The 23,567-nt window shown below is 58.9% G+C and carries 22 protein-coding genes; 14 read left to right on the top strand and 8 right to left on the bottom strand.

What is annotated here, in order from left to right; genetic code table 11:
* The first annotated feature begins 138 nt into the window (after positions 1-138).
* Together RRB22_07135 and RRB22_07130 are read left to right on the top strand one after the other, a co-directional pair.
* Positions 139-747: a type IV toxin-antitoxin system AbiEi family antitoxin domain-containing protein gene (locus RRB22_07135; protein ID MDT8384173.1), complete on the top strand. Its 609-nt coding sequence runs from the start codon at positions 139-141 to the stop codon at positions 745-747.
* The gene (locus RRB22_07130) at positions 744-1,652 is read left to right on the top strand and encodes a nucleotidyl transferase AbiEii/AbiGii toxin family protein (protein MDT8384172.1); all 909 of its coding nucleotides are present in this window, start codon (positions 744-746) and stop codon (positions 1,650-1,652) included. The genes RRB22_07135 and RRB22_07130 overlap by 4 nt, the downstream gene beginning before the upstream one ends.
* A 439-nt stretch (positions 1,653-2,091) precedes the next feature.
* Here RRB22_07130 and RRB22_07125 read toward each other — a convergent pair whose 3' ends face one another.
* The gene (locus tag RRB22_07125; GenBank protein ID MDT8384171.1) at positions 2,092-2,937 is read right to left on the bottom strand and encodes a hypothetical protein; all 846 of its coding nucleotides are present in this window, start codon (positions 2,935-2,937) and stop codon (positions 2,092-2,094) included.
* A 354-nt stretch (positions 2,938-3,291) separates the two neighbouring features.
* Between RRB22_07125 and RRB22_07120 the strand changes: the two genes are divergently transcribed.
* Together RRB22_07120 and lolD are read left to right on the top strand one after the other, a co-directional pair.
* On the top strand, positions 3,292-4,545 hold the full coding sequence (locus RRB22_07120; GenBank protein ID MDT8384170.1) for a lipoprotein-releasing ABC transporter permease subunit: 1,254 nt from the start codon (positions 3,292-3,294) through the stop codon (positions 4,543-4,545).
* A gap of 4 nt (positions 4,546-4,549) precedes the next feature.
* A complete protein-coding gene (gene lolD / locus RRB22_07115) occupies positions 4,550-5,278 on the top strand; it encodes a lipoprotein-releasing ABC transporter ATP-binding protein LolD (protein MDT8384169.1) in 729 nt (242 codons plus the stop codon).
* A gap of 220 nt (positions 5,279-5,498) precedes the next feature.
* Here lolD and RRB22_07110 read toward each other — a convergent pair whose 3' ends face one another.
* Positions 5,499-6,026 (bottom strand): DUF2062 domain-containing protein, encoded by a 528-nt coding sequence (locus RRB22_07110; protein MDT8384168.1) that lies wholly within the window; start codon positions 6,024-6,026, stop codon positions 5,499-5,501.
* Between the two features lie 76 nt (positions 6,027-6,102).
* On the opposite strand from RRB22_07110, the gene RRB22_07105 reads away from it, so the two are divergent.
* The 8 genes from RRB22_07105 to RRB22_07070 all read left to right on the top strand — a co-directional run bounded on the left by RRB22_07105 (position 6,103) and on the right by RRB22_07070 (position 14,761).
* On the top strand, positions 6,103-8,544 hold the full coding sequence (locus tag RRB22_07105; GenBank protein MDT8384167.1) for a DNA internalization-related competence protein ComEC/Rec2: 2,442 nt from the start codon (positions 6,103-6,105) through the stop codon (positions 8,542-8,544).
* A 97-nt stretch (positions 8,545-8,641) separates the two neighbouring features.
* Positions 8,642-9,283, top strand: a complete 642-nt coding sequence (locus tag RRB22_07100) for a MotA/TolQ/ExbB proton channel family protein (GenBank protein ID MDT8384166.1) — start codon at positions 8,642-8,644, stop codon at positions 9,281-9,283.
* A 61-nt stretch (positions 9,284-9,344) separates the two neighbouring features.
* Entirely contained in the window at positions 9,345-9,767 is a 423-nt protein-coding gene (locus RRB22_07095; GenBank protein MDT8384165.1) for a biopolymer transporter ExbD, read from the top strand.
* Between the two features lie 84 nt (positions 9,768-9,851).
* Positions 9,852-11,585 carry a lipid A export permease/ATP-binding protein MsbA gene (gene msbA, locus RRB22_07090; protein ID MDT8384164.1) on the top strand — a complete coding sequence of 578 codons (1,734 nt, stop codon included), beginning with the start codon at positions 9,852-9,854 and terminating at the stop codon, positions 11,583-11,585.
* Positions 11,586-11,685: 100 nt separating this feature from the next.
* Positions 11,686-12,708, top strand: a complete 1,023-nt coding sequence (lpxK, locus tag RRB22_07085; protein MDT8384163.1) for a tetraacyldisaccharide 4'-kinase — start codon at positions 11,686-11,688, stop codon at positions 12,706-12,708.
* Complete coding sequence (locus tag RRB22_07080; GenBank protein ID MDT8384162.1) at positions 12,701-12,883, top strand: Trm112 family protein; 183 nt, start codon at positions 12,701-12,703, stop codon at positions 12,881-12,883. Before lpxK ends, RRB22_07080 begins: the two co-directional genes overlap by 8 nt.
* A complete protein-coding gene (gene kdsB, locus RRB22_07075) occupies positions 12,880-13,638 on the top strand; it encodes a 3-deoxy-manno-octulosonate cytidylyltransferase (protein ID MDT8384161.1) in 759 nt (252 codons plus the stop codon). Before RRB22_07080 ends, kdsB begins: the two co-directional genes overlap by 4 nt.
* Before the next feature lie 73 nt (positions 13,639-13,711).
* Positions 13,712-14,761: a patatin-like phospholipase family protein gene (locus RRB22_07070; protein MDT8384160.1), complete on the top strand. Its 1,050-nt coding sequence runs from the start codon at positions 13,712-13,714 to the stop codon at positions 14,759-14,761.
* Between the two features lie 42 nt (positions 14,762-14,803).
* Here the strand turns inward: RRB22_07070 and RRB22_07065 are convergent, their stop codons facing one another.
* The 6 genes from RRB22_07065 to RRB22_07040 form a co-directional block, all read right to left on the bottom strand.
* Complete coding sequence (locus RRB22_07065; protein MDT8384159.1) at positions 14,804-15,355, bottom strand: Hsp20/alpha crystallin family protein; 552 nt, start codon at positions 15,353-15,355, stop codon at positions 14,804-14,806.
* A gap of 143 nt (positions 15,356-15,498) precedes the next feature.
* On the bottom strand, positions 15,499-16,449 hold the full coding sequence (locus RRB22_07060; protein MDT8384158.1) for a GGDEF domain-containing protein: 951 nt from the start codon (positions 16,447-16,449) through the stop codon (positions 15,499-15,501).
* A gap of 95 nt (positions 16,450-16,544) precedes the next feature.
* Positions 16,545-18,029, bottom strand: a complete 1,485-nt coding sequence (locus RRB22_07055; protein MDT8384157.1) for a DegQ family serine endoprotease — start codon at positions 18,027-18,029, stop codon at positions 16,545-16,547.
* A 185-nt stretch (positions 18,030-18,214) separates the two neighbouring features.
* Positions 18,215-19,240: a class I fructose-bisphosphate aldolase gene (locus RRB22_07050; protein MDT8384156.1), complete on the bottom strand. Its 1,026-nt coding sequence runs from the start codon at positions 19,238-19,240 to the stop codon at positions 18,215-18,217.
* Between the two features lie 142 nt (positions 19,241-19,382).
* Complete coding sequence (locus tag RRB22_07045; GenBank protein ID MDT8384155.1) at positions 19,383-20,813, bottom strand: RtcB family protein; 1,431 nt, start codon at positions 20,811-20,813, stop codon at positions 19,383-19,385.
* 56 nt (positions 20,814-20,869) lie between these two features.
* Positions 20,870-21,289, bottom strand: a complete 420-nt coding sequence (locus RRB22_07040; GenBank protein ID MDT8384154.1) for an archease — start codon at positions 21,287-21,289, stop codon at positions 20,870-20,872.
* 182 nt (positions 21,290-21,471) lie between these two features.
* On the opposite strand from RRB22_07040, the gene nadA reads away from it, so the two are divergent.
* Positions 21,472-22,533 (top strand): quinolinate synthase NadA, encoded by a 1,062-nt coding sequence (gene nadA / locus RRB22_07035; GenBank protein ID MDT8384153.1) that lies wholly within the window; start codon positions 21,472-21,474, stop codon positions 22,531-22,533.
* A gap of 100 nt (positions 22,534-22,633) precedes the next feature.
* A complete protein-coding gene (locus tag RRB22_07030; protein ID MDT8384152.1) occupies positions 22,634-23,086 on the top strand; it encodes a CBS domain-containing protein in 453 nt (150 codons plus the stop codon).
* The last annotated feature ends 481 nt before the right edge of the window (positions 23,087-23,567 follow it).

Here is a 23,567-nt window from a genome sequence, read left to right as displayed (position 1 = left end):
GCTGAAGAGCCGTTGAGCCATATGCGACGATGCCTGTACGTTAAGGTGTGGTTTACAGATATCCTGTTTTCGCGATACCGACTTGACATTTTCCCGGGTGAGACATAACGTTACCACATAAAATTATGTGGTTACATTATGTCTACATCGAAAGCGACAGCCTCTCCGACTGAAATATTCCGCCAGCACGGTGGCCAACTGCGCATGAGCGAGGCCCTTGAATACGGAATTTCGCGATACGCCCTCTATAAAATGCGCGATACGGGCATTGTCGAACAGGTTTGCCGGGGAATATATCGCCTGCGTGAGTTGCCACCGATCAGTCAGCCCGACCTGGTGACGGTCAGTCTGCGATTTCCCAAGGCGGTTATTTGCCTGGTGTCAGCACTGTCATTTCATGGCATTACAACCCAAATACCCCGCGAAATATCTGTCGCGGTTCCCCGCACCATGAGAATGCCGTCACTGACGTCACCACCGGTGCACGCCTATAAATTTTCAGAGGATGCCTTTAACGCCGGTGTAGAAGTACATCAGATCGATGGCGTACGGGTGCAGGTTTATAGTCCGGAGAAAACACTGGCGGACTGTTTCAAGTACCGCAACAAGCTGGGGATGGATATTGTTCTGGAGGCGCTCAAATTCTACAAGACACAAAAGGAATTTCATCCCGACATGCTGCTCAAGTACGCCAGAATATGTCGGGTTGAAAAGGTGATGAGACCTTATCTTGAGGCCTTGGTATGAGTTCTGGGAAGGGAGTGAATATAGCGGCCTCGGTCCGTCAGCGTTTGATAAATCTCTCGAGGAAGGATAAACGGCCGTTCAATGAATTACTCCAGCATTATGCGATGGAGCGGTTTCTTTACCGATTGTCGAAATCAGAATATGTGGATCGTTTTATTCTCAAGGGCGCCTTGATGTTGAGAGCATGGCGTTCACCGGAAGTGCGTCCCACCATGGATATCGACATGCTGGGAAAAACGAGTAATGAAATCGATAGCATCATCGCCCAAATCAGAGACATTATCGTGAGCGTTACCGAATCGGATGGACTGGTTTTTGATCCTGATTCTGTTAGGGCAGAACGCATCACTGGTGATGCCGATTATGAAGGCATCCGTGTGCGTTTTACGGGCAGCCTGGATAACGCCCGCGTGTCGATGCAGATTGATATTGGATTTGGTGATGTTGTACATCCTGCTGCTATCGACACCGAGCTGCCAACGATACTGGACTTTCCTGCCCCCAGGCTTTTGGGTTATAGCCGGGAAAGTGCAATTGCTGAAAAATTTGAAGCCATGTTGAAGCTGGGTGAGCTGAACAGTAGGATGAAAGACTTTTTTGATATTTGGCTCTTGTCCCGTCAATTTGATTTTGATGGTAACGATCTGGCTGAGGCCATAAGGCTGACACTTGAGCATAGGGGTACCAAAGCACCAGAGGAAGGTGCTGCCTTCACGAAATCGTTCGTTGATGACAAGCAGGTTCAGTGGACTGCATTCCGAAACCGGCTTGGCCTGGATCATGTTCCGGCGGATTTTGGAGAAATTGTTACTGCTGTGGAAATATTTATCAAACCTGTTGCTAATGCGCTCGTGTCAGATTCCGAGAAACCTCAACAGTGGATTGCTCCCGGCCCTTGGAAATAGTCTACGTTTTTTGTTGCGGACGGTGATCATCAGTTTTATTTGGAAAAGTTGTTCGAGTGGAATGTGAGGCTGGGCAGTAAGGTGTATGCCTGGTGTTTGATGATGAACCATGTGCATTTGATTGTTGAGCCAGGAAAGGATACGAAAACGATTTCGCAGTTAATGAAGCGGTTGGCGGGTAGGTTGTCGGCTTTAGTAAACAAACGAGGAAGGCGAACAGGCTCATTGTGGGATGGGCGATTTAAGATAAGCCCTCTTCAGAGAGACGACTATATATTGCCATGCCTGCGTTATGTCGTGATGAACCGGGTGCATGCCACTTTGGTGGCTGGGAAACAGCGACCCTATTTAATCCTGTTCGCGTGGGCACAGAAAACGTGCCCACCCTACCTGTCTGCCGCTGGATCAATCCTACTCAGGGCGATTTACCTTCCATCACTCATAACACCGGTACGACGCGGATGCTGAGCTGCTGCTGCAGGTCGCTACAGCGTTTGAAGGTGGCTTCGCGACGCTGGGCGACGGTGACGTAGCCGCGACATTCGGCGAGTGGGGTGCGGGCGAATCCGCAGGCGGAGCTGGCCTGTTTGATTGCCTGGTCGAGGAAGCCGATGCTGCGCCAGCAGTCGCTGGTTTTTTTGCAGGCGGCGGTGTTGCAGGCCGTGTCGATATTGTCGGCCAGGCCGTGAAAACAGTCGGCGGCGTCTGTCAGGTTGGGTTCAAATGAACATATTTTCGGCGGTTGTGTGGTTTCGCTGAGTTTGGCCTTTCGGGCGAAACGCTCGGCAGCTTCCTGCCACTGTTTGAAGTGGCTGGCCTGTTCGGCGCATTGTGTGGTCTTGTCGTCGGGGTGTTGCTGGGCGCACTGGCTCAGCGCGTTGCAGGCCTCGTTGACACTGGTGAAGAGTCGCTTGTGGGTGTCGCTCCATTGTTTGTGTTCTGCAAGGTTGCGAAAACCCACGCCATATTGTCCGGCTTCGGTGGCGGCGAGGCCTTTGGCCATGCTGGCGCGGGCCTCTTGTTCAAATCTTCCATAGGGCTCGTCTTTGCAGGATTCGACGATGCGCACCGGCTCTGGCTCAACCGCCGTGGCGGGTTCGGGCTCGGCGGCAGCGCTCACGGCACCGTCCGTGCTGGGCTGGCTCGCTTCGCTGTCTGTTGTGGTGTTTTCTGTTGCGGTGCCCTCGGCGGAGTCTGGTTGTGCGCTAGCGGCGGCCGTATCGCTGGCGGTGGTGCTCGGCGTGGTTCCGCAGGAGCTGAGGGTCAGCACGGCCAGTGCCAGCACGGCGGACAGGAAAAAGGCGGGGCTTGGTCTAGAGGAGAAAAGTCTAGAGGAAAAAAGTTTAGAGGAGAAAGTCTGAGAGGAGAATGCGTGCGAGTGGAAAGCGGGTCTGGCATCGAATGGGTTCATGAGTTTACCTCCCTGGTTTGCATGGTGTGGAGTAATGATTGATCGCCTGACAGCGAATGTGGTCATAGATGCTACCACAATTGTCAGGGGCGGGAGGGAGGCCGCAGGGATGGCCTGGCTGCGTAAGCTGTCGCCGGTTATTGCTGGCGTGTTAAGATCCGCTGGTTCCTCTGGACAACGGGCTGTACGGCCCGTTTCCCGGCCCCCATTAACCCTTGATGGATCGACATGTTTACACCGCTGGAACTCAATATCGGCCTGCGCTATTTGCGCGCTAAACGCCGCAATCAGTTTATCTCTTTTATCTCGCTGACCTCGATGCTGGGCATCGTGCTGGGCGTGACTGCGCTGATTACGGTGCTGTCGGTGATGAACGGTTTCGAGAAGGAGCTGCGCGAGCGCATTCTGGGCATGGCCTCGCATATCACCATCACCCGCGTGGACGGTGCGCCGCTGCAGGACTGGGAGGCCATGGGGCAGGCCATTGCCCAGACCAATCCCCGCATCGTCGGCATGGCGCCCTATGTGCGCAAAGAGGTGATGATGAGTTTCGGTTCGCAGGTGCAGGGCGGTCTGCTGCGCGGGGTGCTGCCGGAGCAGGATCCGGCCGTTTCGGACGTGTGGCAGAAAATGCTCTATGGCGAGCTGGGTGATCTGCGCGCGGGCGAATTCGGCATCGTGCTCGGCAAGAGCCTGGCGCGCAATCTGGGGGTGGTGATGGGCGACAAGATCACCGTCGTCACCCCGCAGGCGAGCAATACCCCGGCGGGCATTATGCCGCGCATGAAACGGTTCACGGTGCAGGGGATTTTTGAGGTGGGCATGCACGAATATGACAGCGCCATGGCCCTCATTCACCTCGAGGATGCGGAGCGCCTGTTCCGGCTGGAAGGGGGAGTGACCGGTCTGCGCCTGAAGCTGGATGACATGTTCCAGGTGGTGCCGGTGCGCAACCAGCTGGTCGAGGCGCTGCCCGGCGGCTACTGGATCTCTGACTGGACCATGCGCCACGCCAATCTGTTTCGCGCGGTCAAGATCGAAAAGACCATGATGTTTATTATCCTGCTGCTGATCGTGGCGGTGGCGGCCTTCAATATCGTTTCTACTCTGGTGATGGTGGTGACGGACAAGCAGGCCGATATCGCCATTCTGCGTACCCTCGGCAGCACACCCGGTTCGATCATGGCCATCTTTATCGTGCAGGGGGTGGTGATCGGCGTGGTGGGGGTGTTGCTGGGCGTGGTCGGCGGCGTCACCCTGGCGCTCAATCTCAATACGGTGGTGGTGTGGCTGGAGCAGGTGCTGAATATCCAGTTTATGCCGGCGGATATCTACTATATCGATACCTTCCCCTCGGAGCTGCACTGGGATGACGTCATCAAAATCGCCGCCATCTCGGTGGTGCTGAGCGTTGTGGGCACCCTGTACCCGGCCTGGCGGGCATCGCGCACCCAGCCGGCGGAGGCGCTGCGTTATGAGTGAGACGATGCATCCATCCGGCAATACTCGCGCAGACGCCGCCGCCGACAGTGTTGCCGCGCCGGTGCTGGACTGCCGCGCGGTGAGCAAAACCTTCGACGAGGGCGGCCTGACTGTCCAGGTATTGCGCGGCGTCAGCCTGCAGGTGGAAAAGGGCGAGCGCATCGCGATTGTCGGCGCCTCGGGGTCCGGTAAGAGCACCTTGCTGCATCTGTTGGGCGGGCTGGAACTGCCGACCCAGGGCGAGATCCGGGTGGGCGGCCAGCTGTTGAGTGCGCTCAGCGAGGCGGCCCGCGGCAAACTGCGCAATAAGACGCTGGGCTTTGTGTACCAGTTTCATCATTTGCTGCCGGAATTCACCGCGGTGGAAAATGTCGCCATGCCGCTGCTGATTCGCGGCATGCGGGCGGCCGAGGCCTGTGAGCAGGCCTCGGACCTGCTGCAAAAGGTGGGGCTGTCGGCCCGACTCAAGCACAAGCCCGGCGAGCTATCGGGCGGCGAACGTCAGCGCACCGCCATCGCCCGCGCCCTGATTACCCGGCCCCTGTGTGTGCTGGCGGACGAGCCCACCGGCAATCTGGATCACCGCACCGCCGAGCAGGTGTACGACCTGATGTTGCAACTGAATGAAGAGATGGGCACCAGCATCGTAATGGTGACTCACGACCTGCAACTGGCGCAGCGTATGTCGCGGGTGTTGCAGTTGACCGATGGTGCGTTTGTGGAAAGCGACTAGTGTTGCGAACCGGAGATAGCGGAACAAATGCAACAGATGGATTTTTTCGCCAGGCTAGGCGCAGACCCGCAGCCGTATGGGGTATACGGCAAGGGGCTGCAACGACGCATGGCGGAAAAAGACACTGTTTCATGTTTCGTTATTTCCGGTTCGCAACACTAGTGGTCCTTCAAGAGGGGTAGTGTAAGCCGGATAAAATACGACCACTACAACGGCACAGTTAATCGGTCTTATGCGCCTGGCGCCGGCGCCGCTGCCGCCAGTTACGGACCACGTGCATCCGCCATAACAGGCGAATGGTCACATTGCCAAGCACGGCAAGGCTCACGCCGCAGACAAAACAGCCCAGCAGAAAGGGCTGCCAGATCAACCCCAGCTCCTGCATTAACCACTCGATGGATAACTCAAACTGGACCTTCTGTATCGGCCGGTCGAGAATCCAGGTGCCCACCTTATAGGCGGTGTAGAAAAGCGGCGGCATGGTGATGGGGTTGGTGATCCATACCAGGGCCACGGAAATGGGTAGATTGACGCGCGCCAGGATCGCGCCGATCGCGGCGAGCACCATCTGAAAGGGCACCGGTACAAAGGCCACAAAAAAGCCGACACTGAATGCCCCGGCGACCGAGCGCCGGTTCAGGTGCAGGATATTGGGGTCATGCAGCAGAGTGCCCAGAAATTTCAGTCGTTTATGATCGCGGACCTTTTTGTGATCTGGCATAAAACGCTGGATAATACGCTTTGGCATCGACTTCCTCGGAACGTGGTCGGGCATTATCCACAATTTTAAGGATTGCTGATACATGCGCAGGGTAGCGCTGGGAATGTTATTCGGATCGACGGCCCTGCAACAGTTGGGCAGGCTGCCGCCGTTTGTCGGGTCGTGGGGATTGTTGCTCCTGTCGTTTGCCGCCCTGTGGGCGGTTTTTTATTTTGCCTCTTTCTATTCATCCCGTTTGGCCCGTTTGTCGTCGACCGTGGCCGCGCTGGTTTTCAGCGCCGGCATCGGTTTTTTCGGCGCCAGCCTGGTGGGGCATGGGCTGTTAGCCACCGCGCTGCCGGTGACGCTGGAAGGAGAGGACGTGGTGGTGGAGGGACTGATCGCCTCACTGCCGGAGCCGTCTTCGTCGGGTGGCTGGGGCCAGCGGCGCACGCGCTTTGAATTTGTGCCCGATAGCCTGCACTGGCAGGGCGAGCCACAGCCCCTTCCGGGGCGCCTGCTGTTGAGCTGGTATCAGGACCCGCCCGCGCTGCGCGTGGGAGAACGCTGGCGCCTGACGGTGCGACTGAAGCGTCCTCACGGTTTTATGAATCCCGGCGGTTTTGATTACGAGGCCTGGCTGTTCCAGCAGGGTATTCGGGCCAAGGGTTATGTGCGCGAGCCTCGCCGGTCGAACGGGTCGGATCAGGCGGCGGTGACCAACCAACGTCTGGCGGTGACGGCCCGCGCCTATCCCGTTCATCAGCTCCGCCAGCAGTTGCGCGATGAGCTGCAATCCGCCTTACACGACCACCCGCTGCGCGGCATCGTACTGGCGCTGGCCATCGGTGATCGGCAGCTGATCGATCAGGACCAGTGGCAGCTGTTGATGCGCACCGGCACCAATCATCTGGTGGCGATTTCCGGTTTGCACGTGGGGCTGGTGGCGGGCTTTGCCTTTTTTGCGGTGCGCCGCCTGTGGCGACTGTCGGCCACCGCCGTGAGCCACTGGCCGGCGGCTCGGGCGGGGGCGGTCGCCGCCCTGTTGGCGGCCACGGTCTATGCGCTGCTGGCCGGGTTTTCGGTCCCCACCCAGCGGGCCCTGGTGATGGTGGCGGTGGTGATGCTGGCGGTACTGTTGCAGCGCCACACCCGCCCCAGTGCATTGCTGGCGCTGGCGCTGATCCTGGTGCTGGTGATCGACCCCATGGCGGTGCTGGCACCGGGTTTCTGGTTGTCGTTCGGGGCCGTGGCGGTGATCCTGTATGCCATGTCCGGGCGGCTGGCGATGCGCTCCCTGTGGTGGCGCTGGGGCCGGGTACAGTATGTGGTCGCCGTGGGCCTGTTTCCGGCCCTGGTGCTGTTGTTTCAGAAGGCCTCACTGGTGGCGCCGCTGGCGAATCTGCTGGCGGTGCCCTGGGTCAGTATGGTGACGGTGCCGCTGACCCTGGGCGGGACGCTGTTGCTCGCGCCCCTGCCGGTGGTGGCCGAGTGGTTGCTGGGGCTCGCGCTGTGGAGTGTGGATGTCCTGTGGTGGTGGCTGGCGCTGGTGGGCCAGTGGCGGTTTGCGCAATGGTCGCAGGCGGCGCCGCCGGGCTGGGCGATGGCGGTGGCCGTGGTCGGACTGGCCTGGGTGCTGGCGCCGCGCGGGGTGCCGGGGCGTGGGGTGGGCATGGTGGGTCTGTTGCCGCTGTTTTTCCTGGCGCCGACGGGGTTGGCGCCGGGCGAGGCGCAGTTCACCCTGCTGGATGTGGGGCAGGGGCTGGCCAGCGTGGTGCAGACCCAGAACCATGTGCTGGTGTTCGACACGGGGCCGCGGTTTGGCAGCGGTTTTAACACCGGCGAGGCGGTGATCGCGCCCTATCTGCTGGCCCAGGGACGGGGGCGCATCGATACGCTGGTGGTGAGCCATGGCGATAATGACCACATCGGTGGTGTTCCCGCCCTGCTGGAGAGTCTGCCGGTACAGCGGGTGCTGAGCAGTGAGCTGGACCGGCGCGAGCTGCAACAGCGGCACGGCGTCGACCTGCAGGCCTGTGTGGCCGGCCAGCAGTGGCAGTGGGATGGGGTGGTGTTTACGATGTTGAACCCGGCCGAGCCGGAGTCTAAGGACCAGGGGCATACCCTGGTGCATAAAAAGGGGCGGCGGGAAAACAATCGCTCCTGCGTGCTGCGCGTCCAGGCCGGCAACGACAGCGTGCTGCTCAGCGGCGACATCGAGCAGGCCGCCGAGCAGGAAATGCTGCAACGCCTGGCCGCACAACTGCCAGCGGATGTGCTGGTGGTGCCGCATCACGGCAGCAAGACCTCGTCCAGCACGGCCTTTGTGGAGGGGGTGGCGCCGGCGATCGCGTTGTTTCCCGTCGGCTATCGCAATCGCTACGGCTTTCCAAAACCGCTCATCGTACAGCGCTACCGCGACCGCCATATCCGCCTGTTTGATACCGCCAGCCATGGCGCTATCACAGTCCGCCTGGGCGGGCCGCTGGGGTTAAAGCAGATCCATACCTATCGCCAGCAGGCCGCGCGTTATTGGCACGATCAGCCCATGGAGACAGCGCCCTGAGTCGCCCGCAACGCTTCCGGCGGATCGGCGACTCTGCTACAGTAACGGCTTGTTTGGTAAGGTATTGTGGTAACGGAATAATCGAGGAAAGCTATTCGTGTTTGAGATCGTAAAATCTGGCGGTTGGTTGATGGTTCCCATCATTCTGTGCTCCATCGTGGCGTTTGCCATTATCGGCGAGCGGCTGTGGTCACTGCAACGCAAGCGCATCATCCCCAGGCACCTGGTGGCCCAGATCTGGCACATGCAGTCCAAGGGACAACTGAGTGCGGAGCAACTGAGTTCGGTGCGCAACAGCTCGCCCCTGGGGCGGGTGCTGGCCGCGGGCCTGAGCAACGTCAACAATAGCCGCGAGGTGATGAAGGAAAGTATCGAGGAGACCGGGCGGCATGTGGTGCATGAGCTGGAACGCTACATGAACAGTCTCGGCACCATTGCCGCCATTACCCCGCTGCTGGGTTTGCTGGGCACGGTCATCGGCATGATCAAGGTGTTCAGCGTGATCACCGCGCAGGGCGTGGGCAATCCGGCCGTGCTGGCCGGCGGCATCTCCGAGGCGTTGATCACCACGGCGGCCGGACTGTCGGTCGCTATTCCCAGTTTGATGGCGCACCGTTATTTCCGTGGCCTGATTGACAGCCTGGTGGTGTTCATGGAACAGGAGGCCATCAAAATGGTGGAGGTCATTCATGGTGAGCGTCAGTCCGACGCGGCATTAGCAACCGCTGCCGCCAAATAATGCCGCTGCATCGATACCCGCCGCGAATCCCGTCAGTCACCCGGATAACGAGTACTAGTCTGTGAATATTTCACCCTCCCGGAAAGAAAACCTCGACGTCAACATTACGCCGCTGATTGACGTGGTGTTTTTGCTGCTGATCTTTTTTATGGTGTCGACCACCTTTGAGCGTGAGTCGGAAATCGAGATCATGCTGCCCGAAGCCACCGCCGATGCCAAGGCGGCGGATGAGTTTTCCCTGCAGGTGACCGTGGATGCCGAAGGCATCTTTTATGTCAACGGCCAGCGTGTGATCAACACCCAGCTGGAAACCCTGATGAAGGCCATGAAGGAAGTGGCGGGCGACCGGGAAAACCCACCGATCATCTTGAGCGCCGATGCCAAGACACCGCACCAGTCGGTCATCACGGTCATGGACGCGGCGCGGCAACTGGGATTCATTCACCTGAATTTCGCCACGGTTCAGTCGAACAACCAGCAGTGATTAGGCCCCTTTTTACCGTGCACGGCTGGCCGGCATCATTGCTAACGCCTGTGTCGCCAACGCACACCCCACGAGACTCCCGCCATGCTGCCTAGTCAGGTCTACAAACGCCTGCTCGGTTATGCGTGGCGCTATTCGAGCGTTTTCATGCTGGCGATTTTCGGCATGGCCGTGGTCGCGGCCACCGAGGCAGGTTTCGCCTGGATCATGAAACCCATGCTCGATGGCACCTTCATTGATAAAGACCCGAACATTATTCGCTGGTTGCCGATGGGCCTGTTGACCATTTTTGTGGTGCGGGGCATCGGCGGTTTTATCTCCACCTACGGCATGGAACATGTGGGACGCAATATTATCCGCGATATGCGCCAGCAGATGTTTTCGAGCCTGATGCGTTTGCCCACCAGCTTTTATGATCAATCATCCTCCGGCCAGCTGACCTCAAAACTCATTTACGATGTGGAGCGTGTGGCGCAGGCGGCCACCAAGGCCGTTACCATCGTGGTGCGCGATACCTTTACCATCCTCGGTCTGCTGGGGCTGATGTTCTACACCAGCTGGAAGCTGGCCATCGTGTTCCTGGTGCTGGGGCCGGTGATTACCGTGCTGGTGGTTTCCGTCAGTAAACGTTTCCGTCGTATCAGTCAGCGTATCCAGACATCCATGGGTAATGTGACCGAGCTTTCCCAGCAGGTTACCGAAGGCCATCGGGTGGTGAAAATATTTGGTGGCGAGAACGGCGAAGATCAGCAGTTTTCCAGAGCCAACGAATACAACCGCCGGCAAAACATGAAGCTGGCCGCGACGCGGGCCATCAGCGTGCCGACATCCCAGTTTCTCGGTGCCTGCGGTCTGGCGGTGATTCTGTATGTGGCCACCTCCGAGGAGATGCTCAAGGCGCTGACGGTCGGCACCTTCATGTCGTTTGTAGCTGCCAGCATGTTGTTGCTGGCGCCGATGAAGCGCCTGACCATGGTGCAGGCAACGGTGCAGCAGGGCATCGCCGCGGCCCAGAGCGTGTTTTTGTTGCTGGACGAAGAGTCGGAGAAAGACACCGGTCAACGGCTTATCGACAGGACACGCGGCAGGATCGAATTCCGCAGGGTGTCCTTTGCCTATGCGACGAGCAAAAAGCCGGTGCTGAAAGACATCAGTTTTACGGCCGAGGCGGGGCAGACGGTGGCCATCGTGGGTCGGTCGGGCAGCGGCAAATCCACCCTGGTCAGTCTGCTGCCGCGGTTTTATGATGCCACGGAAGGGGAGATCCTGCTGGATGATATCCCCCTGCCGGACATCAGGCTGCATAACCTGCGGGAACAGATCTCGCTGGTGAGTCAGGAGGTGATTTTATTTAATGACACCGTCGCCAATAATATTGCCTATGGCAGTCTGTCTGATTGCAGTGCAGAGAAAATCATTGCGGCAGCAACCGCGGCGCACGCCATCGAATTCATCGAGGCCTTGCCGAAAGGTTTTCAGACCGTGGTGGGTGACAAAGGCGTTTTATTGTCCGGTGGCCAGCGTCAGCGCATCGCCATTGCCCGCGCCCTGTTGAAGGACGCGCCGATCATCATTCTCGATGAGGCGACCTCGGCGCTGGATAATGAATCGGAACGCTATATTCAGGACGCCCTGTCGGTGTTGATGGAAAACCGCACCACGCTGGTGATCGCCCACCGTTTATCGACGGTGGAAAATGCCGACAAGATTCTGGTGTTGCGCGATGGCAGGATCGTCGAGTCCGGTCGCCATGCCGACTTGCTCGCCGCCGGAAAGGATTACGCCGCCCTGTATCAGATGCAGTTTGATGAGGAGTGAGAGCCGTTGCGTGCATTCTGGCAACGGATAGTGGCGACGGGTAACGGCGACGGATAATGGCGGCCTATAACGATGGGATTGTCGTGATGAAAAGGGCGTTTTGAAAAGCCTCGACTATTACTGGTACAACAAGAGCGGCATCACTTTATTGCTGTTGCCGCTTTCCTGGTTGTTCTGCGCGCTGGCGATACTGCGGCGATGGCTGTACCGCACCGGCCTGTTGAAGGTACATCAGCTGCCGGTGCCGGTGATCATCGTCGGCAATATCTCGGTCGGTGGTACCGGGAAGACGCCACTGGTGACCTGGCTGGTTGAATGGCTGCGTAAACAGGGCTATACACCGGGCATTGTGAGCCGGGGTTACGGCGGGGCGGCCACGCATTGGCCGCAGCAGGTGCGTGCTGATAGTGATCCGCGCATGGTGGGGGATGAGGCGGTGCTGCTCTCCCGCCGCACGGCCTGTCCCATGGCGGTCGGTCCTGATCGGGTTGCGGCCGCGAATGCACTGTTGACGTATACGCAATGCGATGTGATTGTGGCCGACGATGGCCTGCAACATTATGCCCTGGGGCGTGATATCGAGATTGCCGTCGTGGATGGGGTACGGCGTTTTGGTAATCAGCATTGTCTGCCGGCGGGTCCGCTGCGCGAGCCATTGTGGCGGATGAAGAGCGTTGACCTGGTGGTGACAAACGGGGTGGCCGGCGCCCGCGAGTATCGCATGGAGCTGACCCCCGGGCGGTTGCAAAACATGCGGACGCCGACACGCAACATGTCATTGGATTATCTGCAAGGCAAGACCGTGCATGCCGTCGCCGGCATCGGTCACCCTGAACGGTTTTTTCGTCAACTGGAATCCCATGGGCTGACGGTCATCCCGCATCCGTTTCCGGACCATCACCCCTTTGGCGCGCCGGACATTGCCTTTGCCGATGAGTTGCCGGTGCTGATGACCGAGAAGGATGCCGTGAAGTGTCAGGCCTTTGCCACCGAGCGCCACTGGAGCGTGCCGGTGGATGCCAAACTAGACGAACGCATGTTGCCATTATTGATGCGTTTGCTTAACAACCGAAACACAGACCTGCAAAGGTCGTCAACCGAGTCAGGACAGGATCATGGATAAAAAATTACTCGACATACTCGTCTGCCCGCTGTGCAAGGGGCCGCTGGTTTATAAGAAAGAGGCCGGGGAATTGATCTGCAAGCCGGATCGCCTGGCCTATCCGATACGGGACGATATTCCGGTGATGCTGGAAGATGAGGCGCGGGTACTGGCGCCGGACGAGGAAGTTGCATGACCTTTCGCGTCATCATTCCCGCCCGCTATGCCGCCACCCGTCTGCCCGGCAAGCCGCTGGTGGATATCTGCGGCAAACCGATGATTCAACATGTCTACGAGCGGGCGCTGGAAAGTGGCGCCGATCAGGTGGTGATCGCCACCGACAGTGCACAGATTGAAGCGGCGGTGAAGGAGTTTGGTGGCGATGTTTGCCTCACCGCGGCTACGCATCAGTCGGGGACGGATCGTATCGCGGAAGTGGCGGACAAACTGGGTTTCGCAGAAGAGGATATCATCGTCAACCTGCAGGGTGACGAACCCCTGATGCCGCCCGCAGTGATTCGCCAGGTGGCGGACAATCTGGCGCAGACCAGTCTGGCCAGCATGTCGACCGTGTGCGCCAGAATTAATACCGCCGCCGAATTGTTTGATCCACACCTGGTGAAAGTGGTGAAAGACAAAAACGATTTCGCCCTCTATTTCAGCCGCGCCAGCATCCCCTGGGATCGCGATGCCTTTGCCAGTACCACCGAAGTCCTGCCCGAAGACTCGGAACACTTCCGCCACATCGGCATCTATGCCTACCGCAGCGGATTTCTGCAGCAATACACCCGCTGGCCGGCCTGCGCCCTGGAAAAGATGGAGTCGCTCGAACAGTTGCGCGCCTTATGGAACGGACATCGCATCCATGTGGCCGAGGCCGTGGAGGTGCCGCTGGCGGGCGTCGATACCGATAAGGACCTGGCGATGGTGCGCGCCCATCTGTCGGCCTGATGCCCGGTCATAAATTCCCGGACCGCGTCACTTTTATCCACTTCCCCCGGCTTTTCACCGCTAGACTCGATACATGACCGCACCATCCACCAAGCCACCCTCCAAGCCATCCGCCCAGCCACCCTCCCAGCCACTCAAGGTTGGTCTTGCCCTGGGCAGTGGCTCGGCGCGTGGACTGGCGCACATCGGCGTCATCCGGGCGATCCGGGATGCGGGTATTCAGGTGGATTATGTCGTCGGCACCAGCATCGGTGCACTGGTCGGTGCCGTGTACGCGGCCGGCAAGATCGACAGCCTGCACAGCGCCTACCTCGCCATGGACTGGAAAAAAATTGCCTACTTCTTTGATGTCGTTTTTCCAAAGTCCGGCATTATCGATGGCAAAAAAGTCGCCGACTTTATGCGCGAGTATGTGCACGCCAGCCGGATTGAGGATTTGCCGATGCCGTTCAAGGCGGTGGCGACCGATTTCGGCAGTGGCGAGGAGGTCATCTTCGACACCGGCGACCTCATCGAGGCCGTGCGCGCGAGTATCTCCGTCCCCGGCATCTTCACCCCGGTGCGCATGCACGGCCGGGTACTGATCGACGGCGGCCTGGTGAATCCCGTGCCGGTAAACGTGGCACGCAACATGGGGGCGGACATCGTTATCGCCGTAGACCTCAATCATGAAAAACTTTCGGGCAGGCATGCGGTGGCCACCAAGGCCGCTGCCGAAAAGGACTCAGACGAGTCTGGAATTATGCAGACCCTGTCCGAGCTCGGCGGTGGGCGCTATCGCGAGGCGCTCGAACGGATTGAGAAGAAGCTGCACGCGTTTGATGACAACCCCACCCTGATGCAGGCCCGGCAGTGGCTGGCCGAGGAATCACTGCCGAATATTTTCGAGGTGCTGCTGACCTCCATCAATATCATGGAAAGCCAGATTACCCGCAACCGCCTGCAGATGGATCATCCCGATGTGTTGATCCAGCCGCGACTGGGTAGCGTACGTTTTCTGGAATTCAATCGCGCCGCGGAGATCATCGCCATTGGCTATGACGCCATGCGTCAACAGCTTGATGCACTGCCCGCCGACTATTTCACCCGCCCCGGCGCGCAGGCGGATGACAGTCGGCGTTAGACCGGTGACTGCGTAAGCCTCTTACGGGTCTTACGTCGCCCATTACGCCGCCTCGACCTCGACCTTCTTGGCCTCCTTGGAAGCGATCTTTGCCTGACGTTTGATGTCAATGGTCAACACGCCATCCTTGAAACGGGCCGAGATATTCTCCGCGTTGGCATCCTCCGGCAGCGCAAGCCTGCGCTCAAAGCTGCCATAGTGGCGCTCTACGCAATGATAGTTGGCCTTGTCCTCCTTATTCTCCTGTTTCTTCTCGCCATGAATCGTCAGCATATTGCCCGACACCCGGATGTCCACATCCTCCTTGGCGACGCCCGGGACTTCCAGACTGACGATATAGTCCTGATCCGTTTCCTTGATATCGAGATTCGGCGACAGCATGACAGGGGTGATCTCCGGCCATTCCATGCCACCGCGAAACACACTGGGGAAACCGCGTAGCGCGTCATTGAAGAGCCGGTCTATTTCCTGGTGCAGCTGGAAAACCGGATAGGTCGCCAGCGGCCGGGCCATTTCAGAGCGTACCGGCAGGCCCTGTGCTTCCGTCTTTTCATGCTGAAACCAGCTCCAGGGTGAATATTTCTTGATGTCCATGGGTTATCTCCTGAGTTGTTTTGTCACACTAAAATCACGTTGTTCGAACGTTGTTCTAAGGTTATAGCGCACGAATCGGCCAATTCAACCAACAAAAAAACTCAATTATGGACAGCCTGGCGTCCCCCCTGATCGTGCATCGATCAGGCCTTTTCTGCCGTGCCTGTGCCGGCGGCGCCGTCGTCGGCGGGGCGTTTTGCAGTGTCTTTTGCGGAGTCTTTTTTGGAGTCTGCCCCGGCCACGGTATCGGGAATGACAATGTGTAAAATATTATTTTTGCCGGATTTTTTTACCCGGTACATCAGCTCGTCGGCCTTGTACATCATCTCGCGGATATTCTTCATCGGCTGTCGGTAGGTGACCATGCCGATACTAAAGGTCACCGGCCAGGCATGCCGCTGCATGGCCTGCAACAACTGCTGCTGCAATTCCTGCATGACGTGTAAGGCCGGCTTTTCCGCGAGGGCGGGGAAAAATACCACGAACTCATCGCCGCCCAGGCGTGCACAGATGTCGGTCTCGCGCAGATTATGCTGTATGGTTTTGCCGGCAGCCTGTAACAGGTCGTCACCGATCACGTGTCCCAGCGAGTCGTTCACATATTTGAAATTATCGATATCGATATACGCGACCGTGAAGACCTCCGGGTAACGCTGGATACGGGTGCGCTCGCGCTCCATCTGTTCCAGAAAATAACGTCGGTTGAACAGGCCGGTCAGGGAGTCGATCGTCGCGAGGTTCGCCAGGGTGCTCACCTTGTCCTTCATGGAGGACAGTAGTCTGACAATGATCAGAAAAAACACCAGCCGGATGGCGGTATTCCAGACCAGCACCAGCGGGTGTGAATAGTCTCTGCCAGCGGTCAGCTCGATCGACAGCCAGACCGCGATGGAAACAAGAGTGACGATTACGCCAGGGGCATAGCCGCCATACCAGACGGCCAGCATGATCGGCAGGGTGTAAATAAACGAAAACGATAATTCCTGCCCGCTGAAATAGTCCACGATACCCAGCAGGAGGGTAAGAAGAATCAGCAGCAGTAACAGGCCGCGCGTGTCCTTGCGTACCAGATACTGATCAACACTTTTCAGCATGGCATCGCTTTGGTTTCATATCAGATTCATATCGTTCTCACCCGCCTCAAAGCCTTTGATTCGATCACGGCATACAGGTTCACCTCCGCCGAGACTTAGCGCCAGCGCAACACGACGAAACGCGACATGCCGCGGTCACTGACCAGCAACAGTACACGCTTATCCCCCCGGCTCTTGTCGACCGCTTGCCGGAATTCGGCTGCGGAATTCACCGTCTTACGATTCACCTCAAGGATCACCATGCCCGGGCGGATGCCGGCCAGGGAGGCCATCGAAGCGGGCTGCACCTCGGTGACCACCACGCCCTGGCCGGGTTTGACATCAAACTGTTGCGCCAGCTCGGGCGACAGGGTCTGCACGGTCAGGCCAAGGTCGGGCGCCTGCGCCGATGCAGGGGCCTGGGCGACGATTTCCGCATCGCTCAGCTTGCCGATCTTCACCGCGATATCCTTGCCCTGACCGTTTCTGATAATACTCACTGTCGCCTTGCTGCCCGGTGGGGTCAGCGCCACGCGATTGCGAAAATCACCGACGGTCTCTACCGCCTGGTCCTGATAACGGACAATCAGATCCCCGGTTTTTATCCCGGCCTTTTCGGCCGGTGAGCCTTCCGATACCTGCGCCACCAAAATACCCTTGCCCTGTTTGATCGAAAAGGACTCGGCCAGTTCCGGTGTCAATTGCTGAATGACGATGCCCAGATAGCCTCGGGTCACTTCGCCATTGGCGATCAGCTGTTCGGCAACGCCGCGGGCCAGGTTCGCGGGGATGGCAAAGCCCACGCCCATGTAGCCGCCGCTGCGGGAAAAGATCGCCGTATTGACCCCGATCACCTCGCCATTGAGATTGACCAGCGGGCCGCCGGAATTGCCCGGATTGATCGCCGCATCGGTCTGGATGAAATCCTCATAATCATTAATCCCAAGTCCGGTGCGGCCCTTGGCGCTCACCACGCCCACCGTCAGGGTATGGCTCAGGCCAAAGGGATTACCGATCGCCAGCACCCATTCACCCACCTCCAGGGCGGATGAGTCACCCATTTCCAGTTTGGGCAGGGCGGCCTTGATCTCCAGTACCGCCAGATCGGATTTGGGATCGGCGCCGGTGAGCGTTGCCTCAAACTCCCGCCCATCCTGAGCGGTGATGTGGATCTTGTCGGCACCCTCGACCACATGGTTATTGGTGAGGATATAGGTGGTTTCCGACAGCAGGCCTTTAGTATGGGAGAACACAAAGCCGGAACCCTGGCCCATAATTTTGCGTTCCTGCGGCGGCGCCTGTCGTGGCGCCTCTCGTGGCGTGAGTCCCGGAAACGATTCGCCAAAAAAGCGTTTAAAAAAATCATCATTGAAGGGCGAGGAGAAGGGCGAGACGAAGGGCGCGGCTGCGGCACTTTTCTGGACGCTCTCAACATTCACAAACACCACTGAGGGCGATACCTTTTTCGCCACCGATGCAAAGGCCTTGCTGGTCTGGCGCAGACTGGAGATACCACTGTCCTCGGCGGACAGTGCCGGCGGCCCAAGGGTCAGCGATAGCAGGATGAACAGGAGAATGATGCAGGACTTGTTAGGTGACATTTTCTGGCTCCATTTTGTCTTCTTGTGCAGCGGTTTTGTCAGCAACATGTTCAGGTGATTGTGGCGTGGTCCATCGCCCCCACTATCACTGATGCATTATTTCGGAATCACCACCCGGTTGATGACAATGGGACATCCATTTCGCAGATAGGGATGGCGGATGAAATTTCAACACCCCGGCACACTCACTCCATCTCGGGGTCGTATTCGCCGCGTCGGGCCAGGCTATTGAGGCGTGCGCGTTTCATCAGCGCCTGTTGCGCGCGGTCGATATTATCTGCGTTGCCCGCCCAGGCCTGGAGGACCGGCTGTTGCAGGGCGCGTCCATAGGACAGACTCAGCTGCCAGGGGGCGCTGCCGCGCTGATAGTTGATCGCATTGAGATTCTCGGTGGCCTCTTCGGGGCCCTGGCCACCGGACAGAAAATTGATGCTGGGCACGGCGGCCGGTACGGTTCGGCTCAACACCTTCAGGGTTGTGTCCGCGACCTCATCGGGATCGGCGCGACGGCAGTCTTTGCCCGGCAACACCATATTGGGTTTGAGCAGCATCAGTTCCAGCCGCACATGATGCCGGTGCAGGGCGTGAAACACGGCATGTTGCACGGCCTCGGTAACCGCCGCATGGCGTTCGATGTCGTGGCTGCCATCCATCAGCACCTCGGGCTCGACGATGGGCACAATGCCCTCGGCCTGACAGATCGCCGCATAGCGGGCCAGCATCTCGGCGTTGGCCTCGATGCCGTGCGGGGTGGGGGCGGGCCCATCGATGGCATACACCTCGCGCCATTTGGCGAAACGCGCCCCCTGCTGTTTGTAGTGTCGGAGCCGTTCGCCAAGACCGTCCAGCCCCTGGGTGATGAGGTCGCCCGGTGATAGCGCCAGCGGCAGCTTGCCCTTGTCCACCTTGATGCCGGGCACGATCCGCTGTAACCACGCCACCTCCGGCAGTGGTTGGCCGAGAGGATTCTTCTGGCCCAGAGTCTCTTCAAACAGGATGACGCCGCTGATGTAGTCACCCAGGCCGGGCGTGGTGAGTAGCAGGGAACGATAGGCCTCGCGAGTGTCGGCGGTGGACTCCACCCCGATGGGAGCAAAACGCTTGGCCATGGTGGGCAGACTCTCATCCATCGCAAGAATGCCGCGTTTTTCGTCGATCATATCGATAATGGTTCGTTCGAGTTCCAGTTCGATTTCCGTGTCCAGCTCCATAGTCATAAAGATCTCCTTGGTCGGGTGCGCACCCTTGAATTATAGGAGCAAATTCTGCGACCGAAACGGCGCAGCTAGCGTTTCGCCGGGTTCACGCATAGACACATAGTTATCGTTATGTATCAGTATATTTTGTGTTGTCTCATCCCTTGATGCAGATCAGCGGCCGCAGTCGCGCCACCTTGCGCGCCAGTCCGGCCCGATCGGCGGCATCGACCACCGCAGAGACATCCTTGTAGGCGCCGGGTGCCTCTTCGGCGACGCCGCGCAGACTGGGACTGCGGATCAGGATCCCCTCGCTGGCCAGCTCATCGATCAGCTGCCGCCCCTGCCACTGGCGCTTGGCCTGGTGCCGGCTCATGGCGCGACCGGCGCCGTGGCAGGCGGAGCTGAAGGCGAGCTGCTCGCTGTGCGCCGTGCCGGCCAGGATGTAGGAGGCGGTGCCCATGGAACCGCCGATAAGCACCGGTTGGCCGATGTGGCGCAGTGCCTCGGGGATGTCCGGATGGCCCGGCCCAAAGGCCCGCGTTGCACCCTTGCGATGCACGAACAGCCGGCGCGGCTGACCATCGACGCTGTGCGTCTCCTCCTTGCAGGTGTTGTGCGAGACGTCATACAGCAGCCGCAGCCGCGCCTCTGGCAGTACGCGGGCAAAGGCCTGTCGGGTCAGGTGGGTAAGGATCTGGCGGTTGGCCAGCGCGCAATTGATGCCGGCCCGCATCGCGCCCAGGTATTGCTGGCCGATCTCGGAGTGGATGCGGGCACAGGCCAGCTCACGGTCGGGCAGGTGCAGTTCCTGTTGTGAGGTGTAGGCCAGCATGGACTTCAGGTATTCGGTGCCGATCTGATGCCCGAGACCTCGCGACCCGCAGTGGATGCTGACCACCACATCATCCTCGCGCAGCCCGAAGGCCGTCGCGGCCGCCGGGTCATAGAGAGCGGCCACCTGTTGCACCTCCAGGTAGTGATTGCCCGAGCCGAGGGTGCCCATCTCATTGCGTTGCCGGCGTTTGGCCTGCTCCGAAACACAGGCCGGATCACTGCCCGCCATGCAGCCCTTTTCCTCGATGCGTTGCAGGTCCGCCGCCTCACCGAAGCCCTGTTCCACGGCCCAGCGCGCGCCGCCCGTGAGCATGGCCTGCATCTGTTGTGCATTGAGGTGCACGCCGCCGGTGCTTCCCAGACCGGCCGGGATATCCCGGCACAACTGATCGGCGAGTTGTTTCTTGACCGCCTCAATATCGCCACGGGTCAGTCCCGTGGTCAGGGTGCGTACGCCGCAGGAGATGTCAAAACCCACGCCACCGGCGGAGACCACGCCGCCCTGATCCGCATCAAAGGCGGCTACGCCACCGATAGGAAAGCCATAGCCCCAGTGGGCATCGGGCATGGCGTAGGCGGCGTTGACGATGCCGGGCAGGGTGGCGACATTGGTGATCTGTTCATAGACCTTGTGGTCCATGTCGCGCATCAGGGCCTCGTCGGCATAGATGATAGCGGGCACCCGCATCTTGCCCGTCGGCGCGATACGCCAGGTCAATTCGTTGTCGCGCTCAAACAGCTGCAAGTCCATGATGGCATCGTTCCCTGTGCCGGTATCCGGGTGAATGCCCGGATCGCAGTGTGCGTTTATACATCCACCACCGTGCGCGCATGCCAGGTTCCCTGCTGGTCCTGAAAGACCATCAGTGCGGTATAGGTCGCGCCCTTGACCTCCACCGTCGGCTGGTGCCGAGCCGGGTCGAGCGGCTCGCCCCACACCTGGGCATGTAGCCGGTGTCCCCGCAGTTTCACCGCGTAGCGGCCGAACAGCATCCGTCGGTTGGCCATTTCATAGATCAGGGCATTCAGCCAGTCGACCAGCAGCAGCTCGTCATCCGGCGCCTCGCAGTCAATCTCGATCATGGTCTGCGCGGCCACCGTAGCGGGGTCGACGATGACGGCGGTCAGCGCCAGCGCCGCCTGTTCATAGGCCGCCGCCAGGGTGTCGCCCCGGCCCCAGATCCCGACATCGGCGCCATGCTCAAAGTGTTGCCAGTCGGCCTTCATAATCAATATTCCCTGCATCAGAGTCGCCAACAGACGGCGCAGTGAGGCGCACGGCGGCAAAATGAGATGCGTAGTGCGTTCGCTATACTGTAGTCAATGAATGGATAAATGACAGCGCGTGCGGGCAGACGCAGGTGAACTTTTTCGAGGCAGTTTTCGAGACAGTTATCGAGGTATTAAAGATGGATCGTGCCATTGAAGTCCCCCGACGGCTGGAGGCTGGGATTCGCGCACTCGCCGCGCAGACGCCCTGTACCAACTCGCCGCCCGCCGTCGAACCCCTGGTGTTGCGGAAACGGATCAAGCACCTGCTGGTCGAGCACAATGCCGTACTGGTGGCGCACTATTATGTGGATGAGGCGCTGCAAACCCTGGCCGACGAGACCGGTGGCCACGTCGCCGACTCGTTAGGCATGGCCTATTTTGGTCGTGACCATCCCGCCCACACCCTGGTGGTGATCGGGGTGCGTTTCATGGGCGAGACCGCCAAGATCCTCAACATGGAAAAGCGCGTCATCATGCCGGATCTGGAGGCGACCTGTTCCCTGGACCTGAGTTGCCCGGCGGAGGAGTTCACCGCCTACTGCGACCAACACCCCGATCGGACGGTGGTGGTGTATGCCAACACCAGCGCCGCGGTCAAGGCGCGCGCGGACTGGATGGTCACCTCCAGCAACGCCGTCGACATCATGCGCCAGCTCAAGGCCGAAGGCCGCAAGGTCATCTTCGCCTCCGACAAACATCTTGGCCACTACATCCAGCAGCAGACCGGCATCGACATGCTCTGCTGGCAGGGATTCTGCGTGGTCCACGATGAGTTCAAGACCACGGAATTGAAACGGCTGATGGAGCAGCATCCCGATGCCGAGGTGCTGGTGCACCCGGAATCACCGGCCGAGGTTATTGCCCTCGCCGACGTGGTCGGTTCGACCACCCGCCTGATTCGCGCCGCCGCGGAATCGAAAGCCTCGCAACTGATCGTGGCCACCGATCGTGGCATCTTTCATAAAATGCATGAGGCGGCGCCCGGCAAACAATTGATCATCGCGCCCACCGGGGGCGCGAGCGGCACCTGTGTCAGTTGCGCCCATTGTCCCTGGATGGCGATGAACAGTCTGGAAAACCTTTGCCATGTGCTCGAAACGGGAAGTAACCAGATCTATGTACCCGAGGATATCGCCGCCAGGGCCAGACTGCCCATCGAACGCATGCTCGAATTTTCCCGGCAACAACAGCCGGCGTGATAGCGGACGCGGCAGCCGCAGCGGTGTATACAGACATCATCTTTCAGTTACGCAAGAATGCAAAAACGCAAAAATGCAAAAATGCAAGGAGGCAAAGGCTATGAACATCGGTGAACTTTGTAATCGCGAAGTCATTATTGTCGAGCGACAGGAGTCGGTGCTTGAGGCGGCAAAATTGATGCGCAAATATCATGTGGGTGACGTGGTCGTCGTAGAACAGAGTGGCGCCGAAAGTGTGCCGGTGGGAATCCTTACGGATCGCGATATCGTGATCGAGCTGGTCGCCAAACAGGTCAACGCAGAAAAGGTCGCCGTCGGCGACGCGATGAGTGGCGAGCTACTGGTCGCAAAAGAGGATGGACAACTGCACGAACTCATCGAACAGATGCAGTTGAAAGCGGTCCGCCGCGCCCCCGTGGTGAATGCCAAAGGCAGCCTGATCGGTATTGTCACAATGGATGACATGATCGAAGTGCTCGCCGAACAGCTCGGCGCCCTGGCGAGCCTGGTGCACCGGGAACAGTATCAGGAACAGAGCAAGCGTGTTGTGTGAAACTGATTTCTGCACGAGGTTCGAAGGGTGGGCACGCTTTCTCTGCCCACGCGGCTGCCCATCGGTCTTAATGCAATGAATATTTTTAATCAATCTCTTATGACTAGGTGAAAGTAAAAGTACCTAGTTATTGTGTTCGGCCTGTGAACTCTGTCCCAGATTTGGCGGAGGGGTGATTTTGGAATTTTACCAAAAGTTATCGATGCCTGCCTAAACTACAAACCAACGGGCTTGACTGCTGTTTATCAATGACAAGCCTATCTTAACGAGAGGAGGCATGCTTTTGATCTGTGGCGACAGAAGCTGCCTTCAATGAAGTCCAATTCATAGACTCTCAGGGCTTAAACGCCGACGTTCAATATCAGCCTTCTGCCACTATTCCGCATTGTCGTTCATAGATATTAGAAGTGGGGAATTTAGATTTTAGGCTCTTCAGCAGAATCTGTGGGTAAGTTTTGGTTCTGGCAAAGCCCCCAACGTA

This window comes from Gammaproteobacteria bacterium (assembly GCA_032250735.1).
In the GTDB taxonomy this organism is placed as follows: domain Bacteria; phylum Pseudomonadota; class Gammaproteobacteria; order SZUA-152; family SZUA-152; genus SZUA-152.
This window is presented reverse-complemented; position numbering and strand designations above follow the sequence as displayed.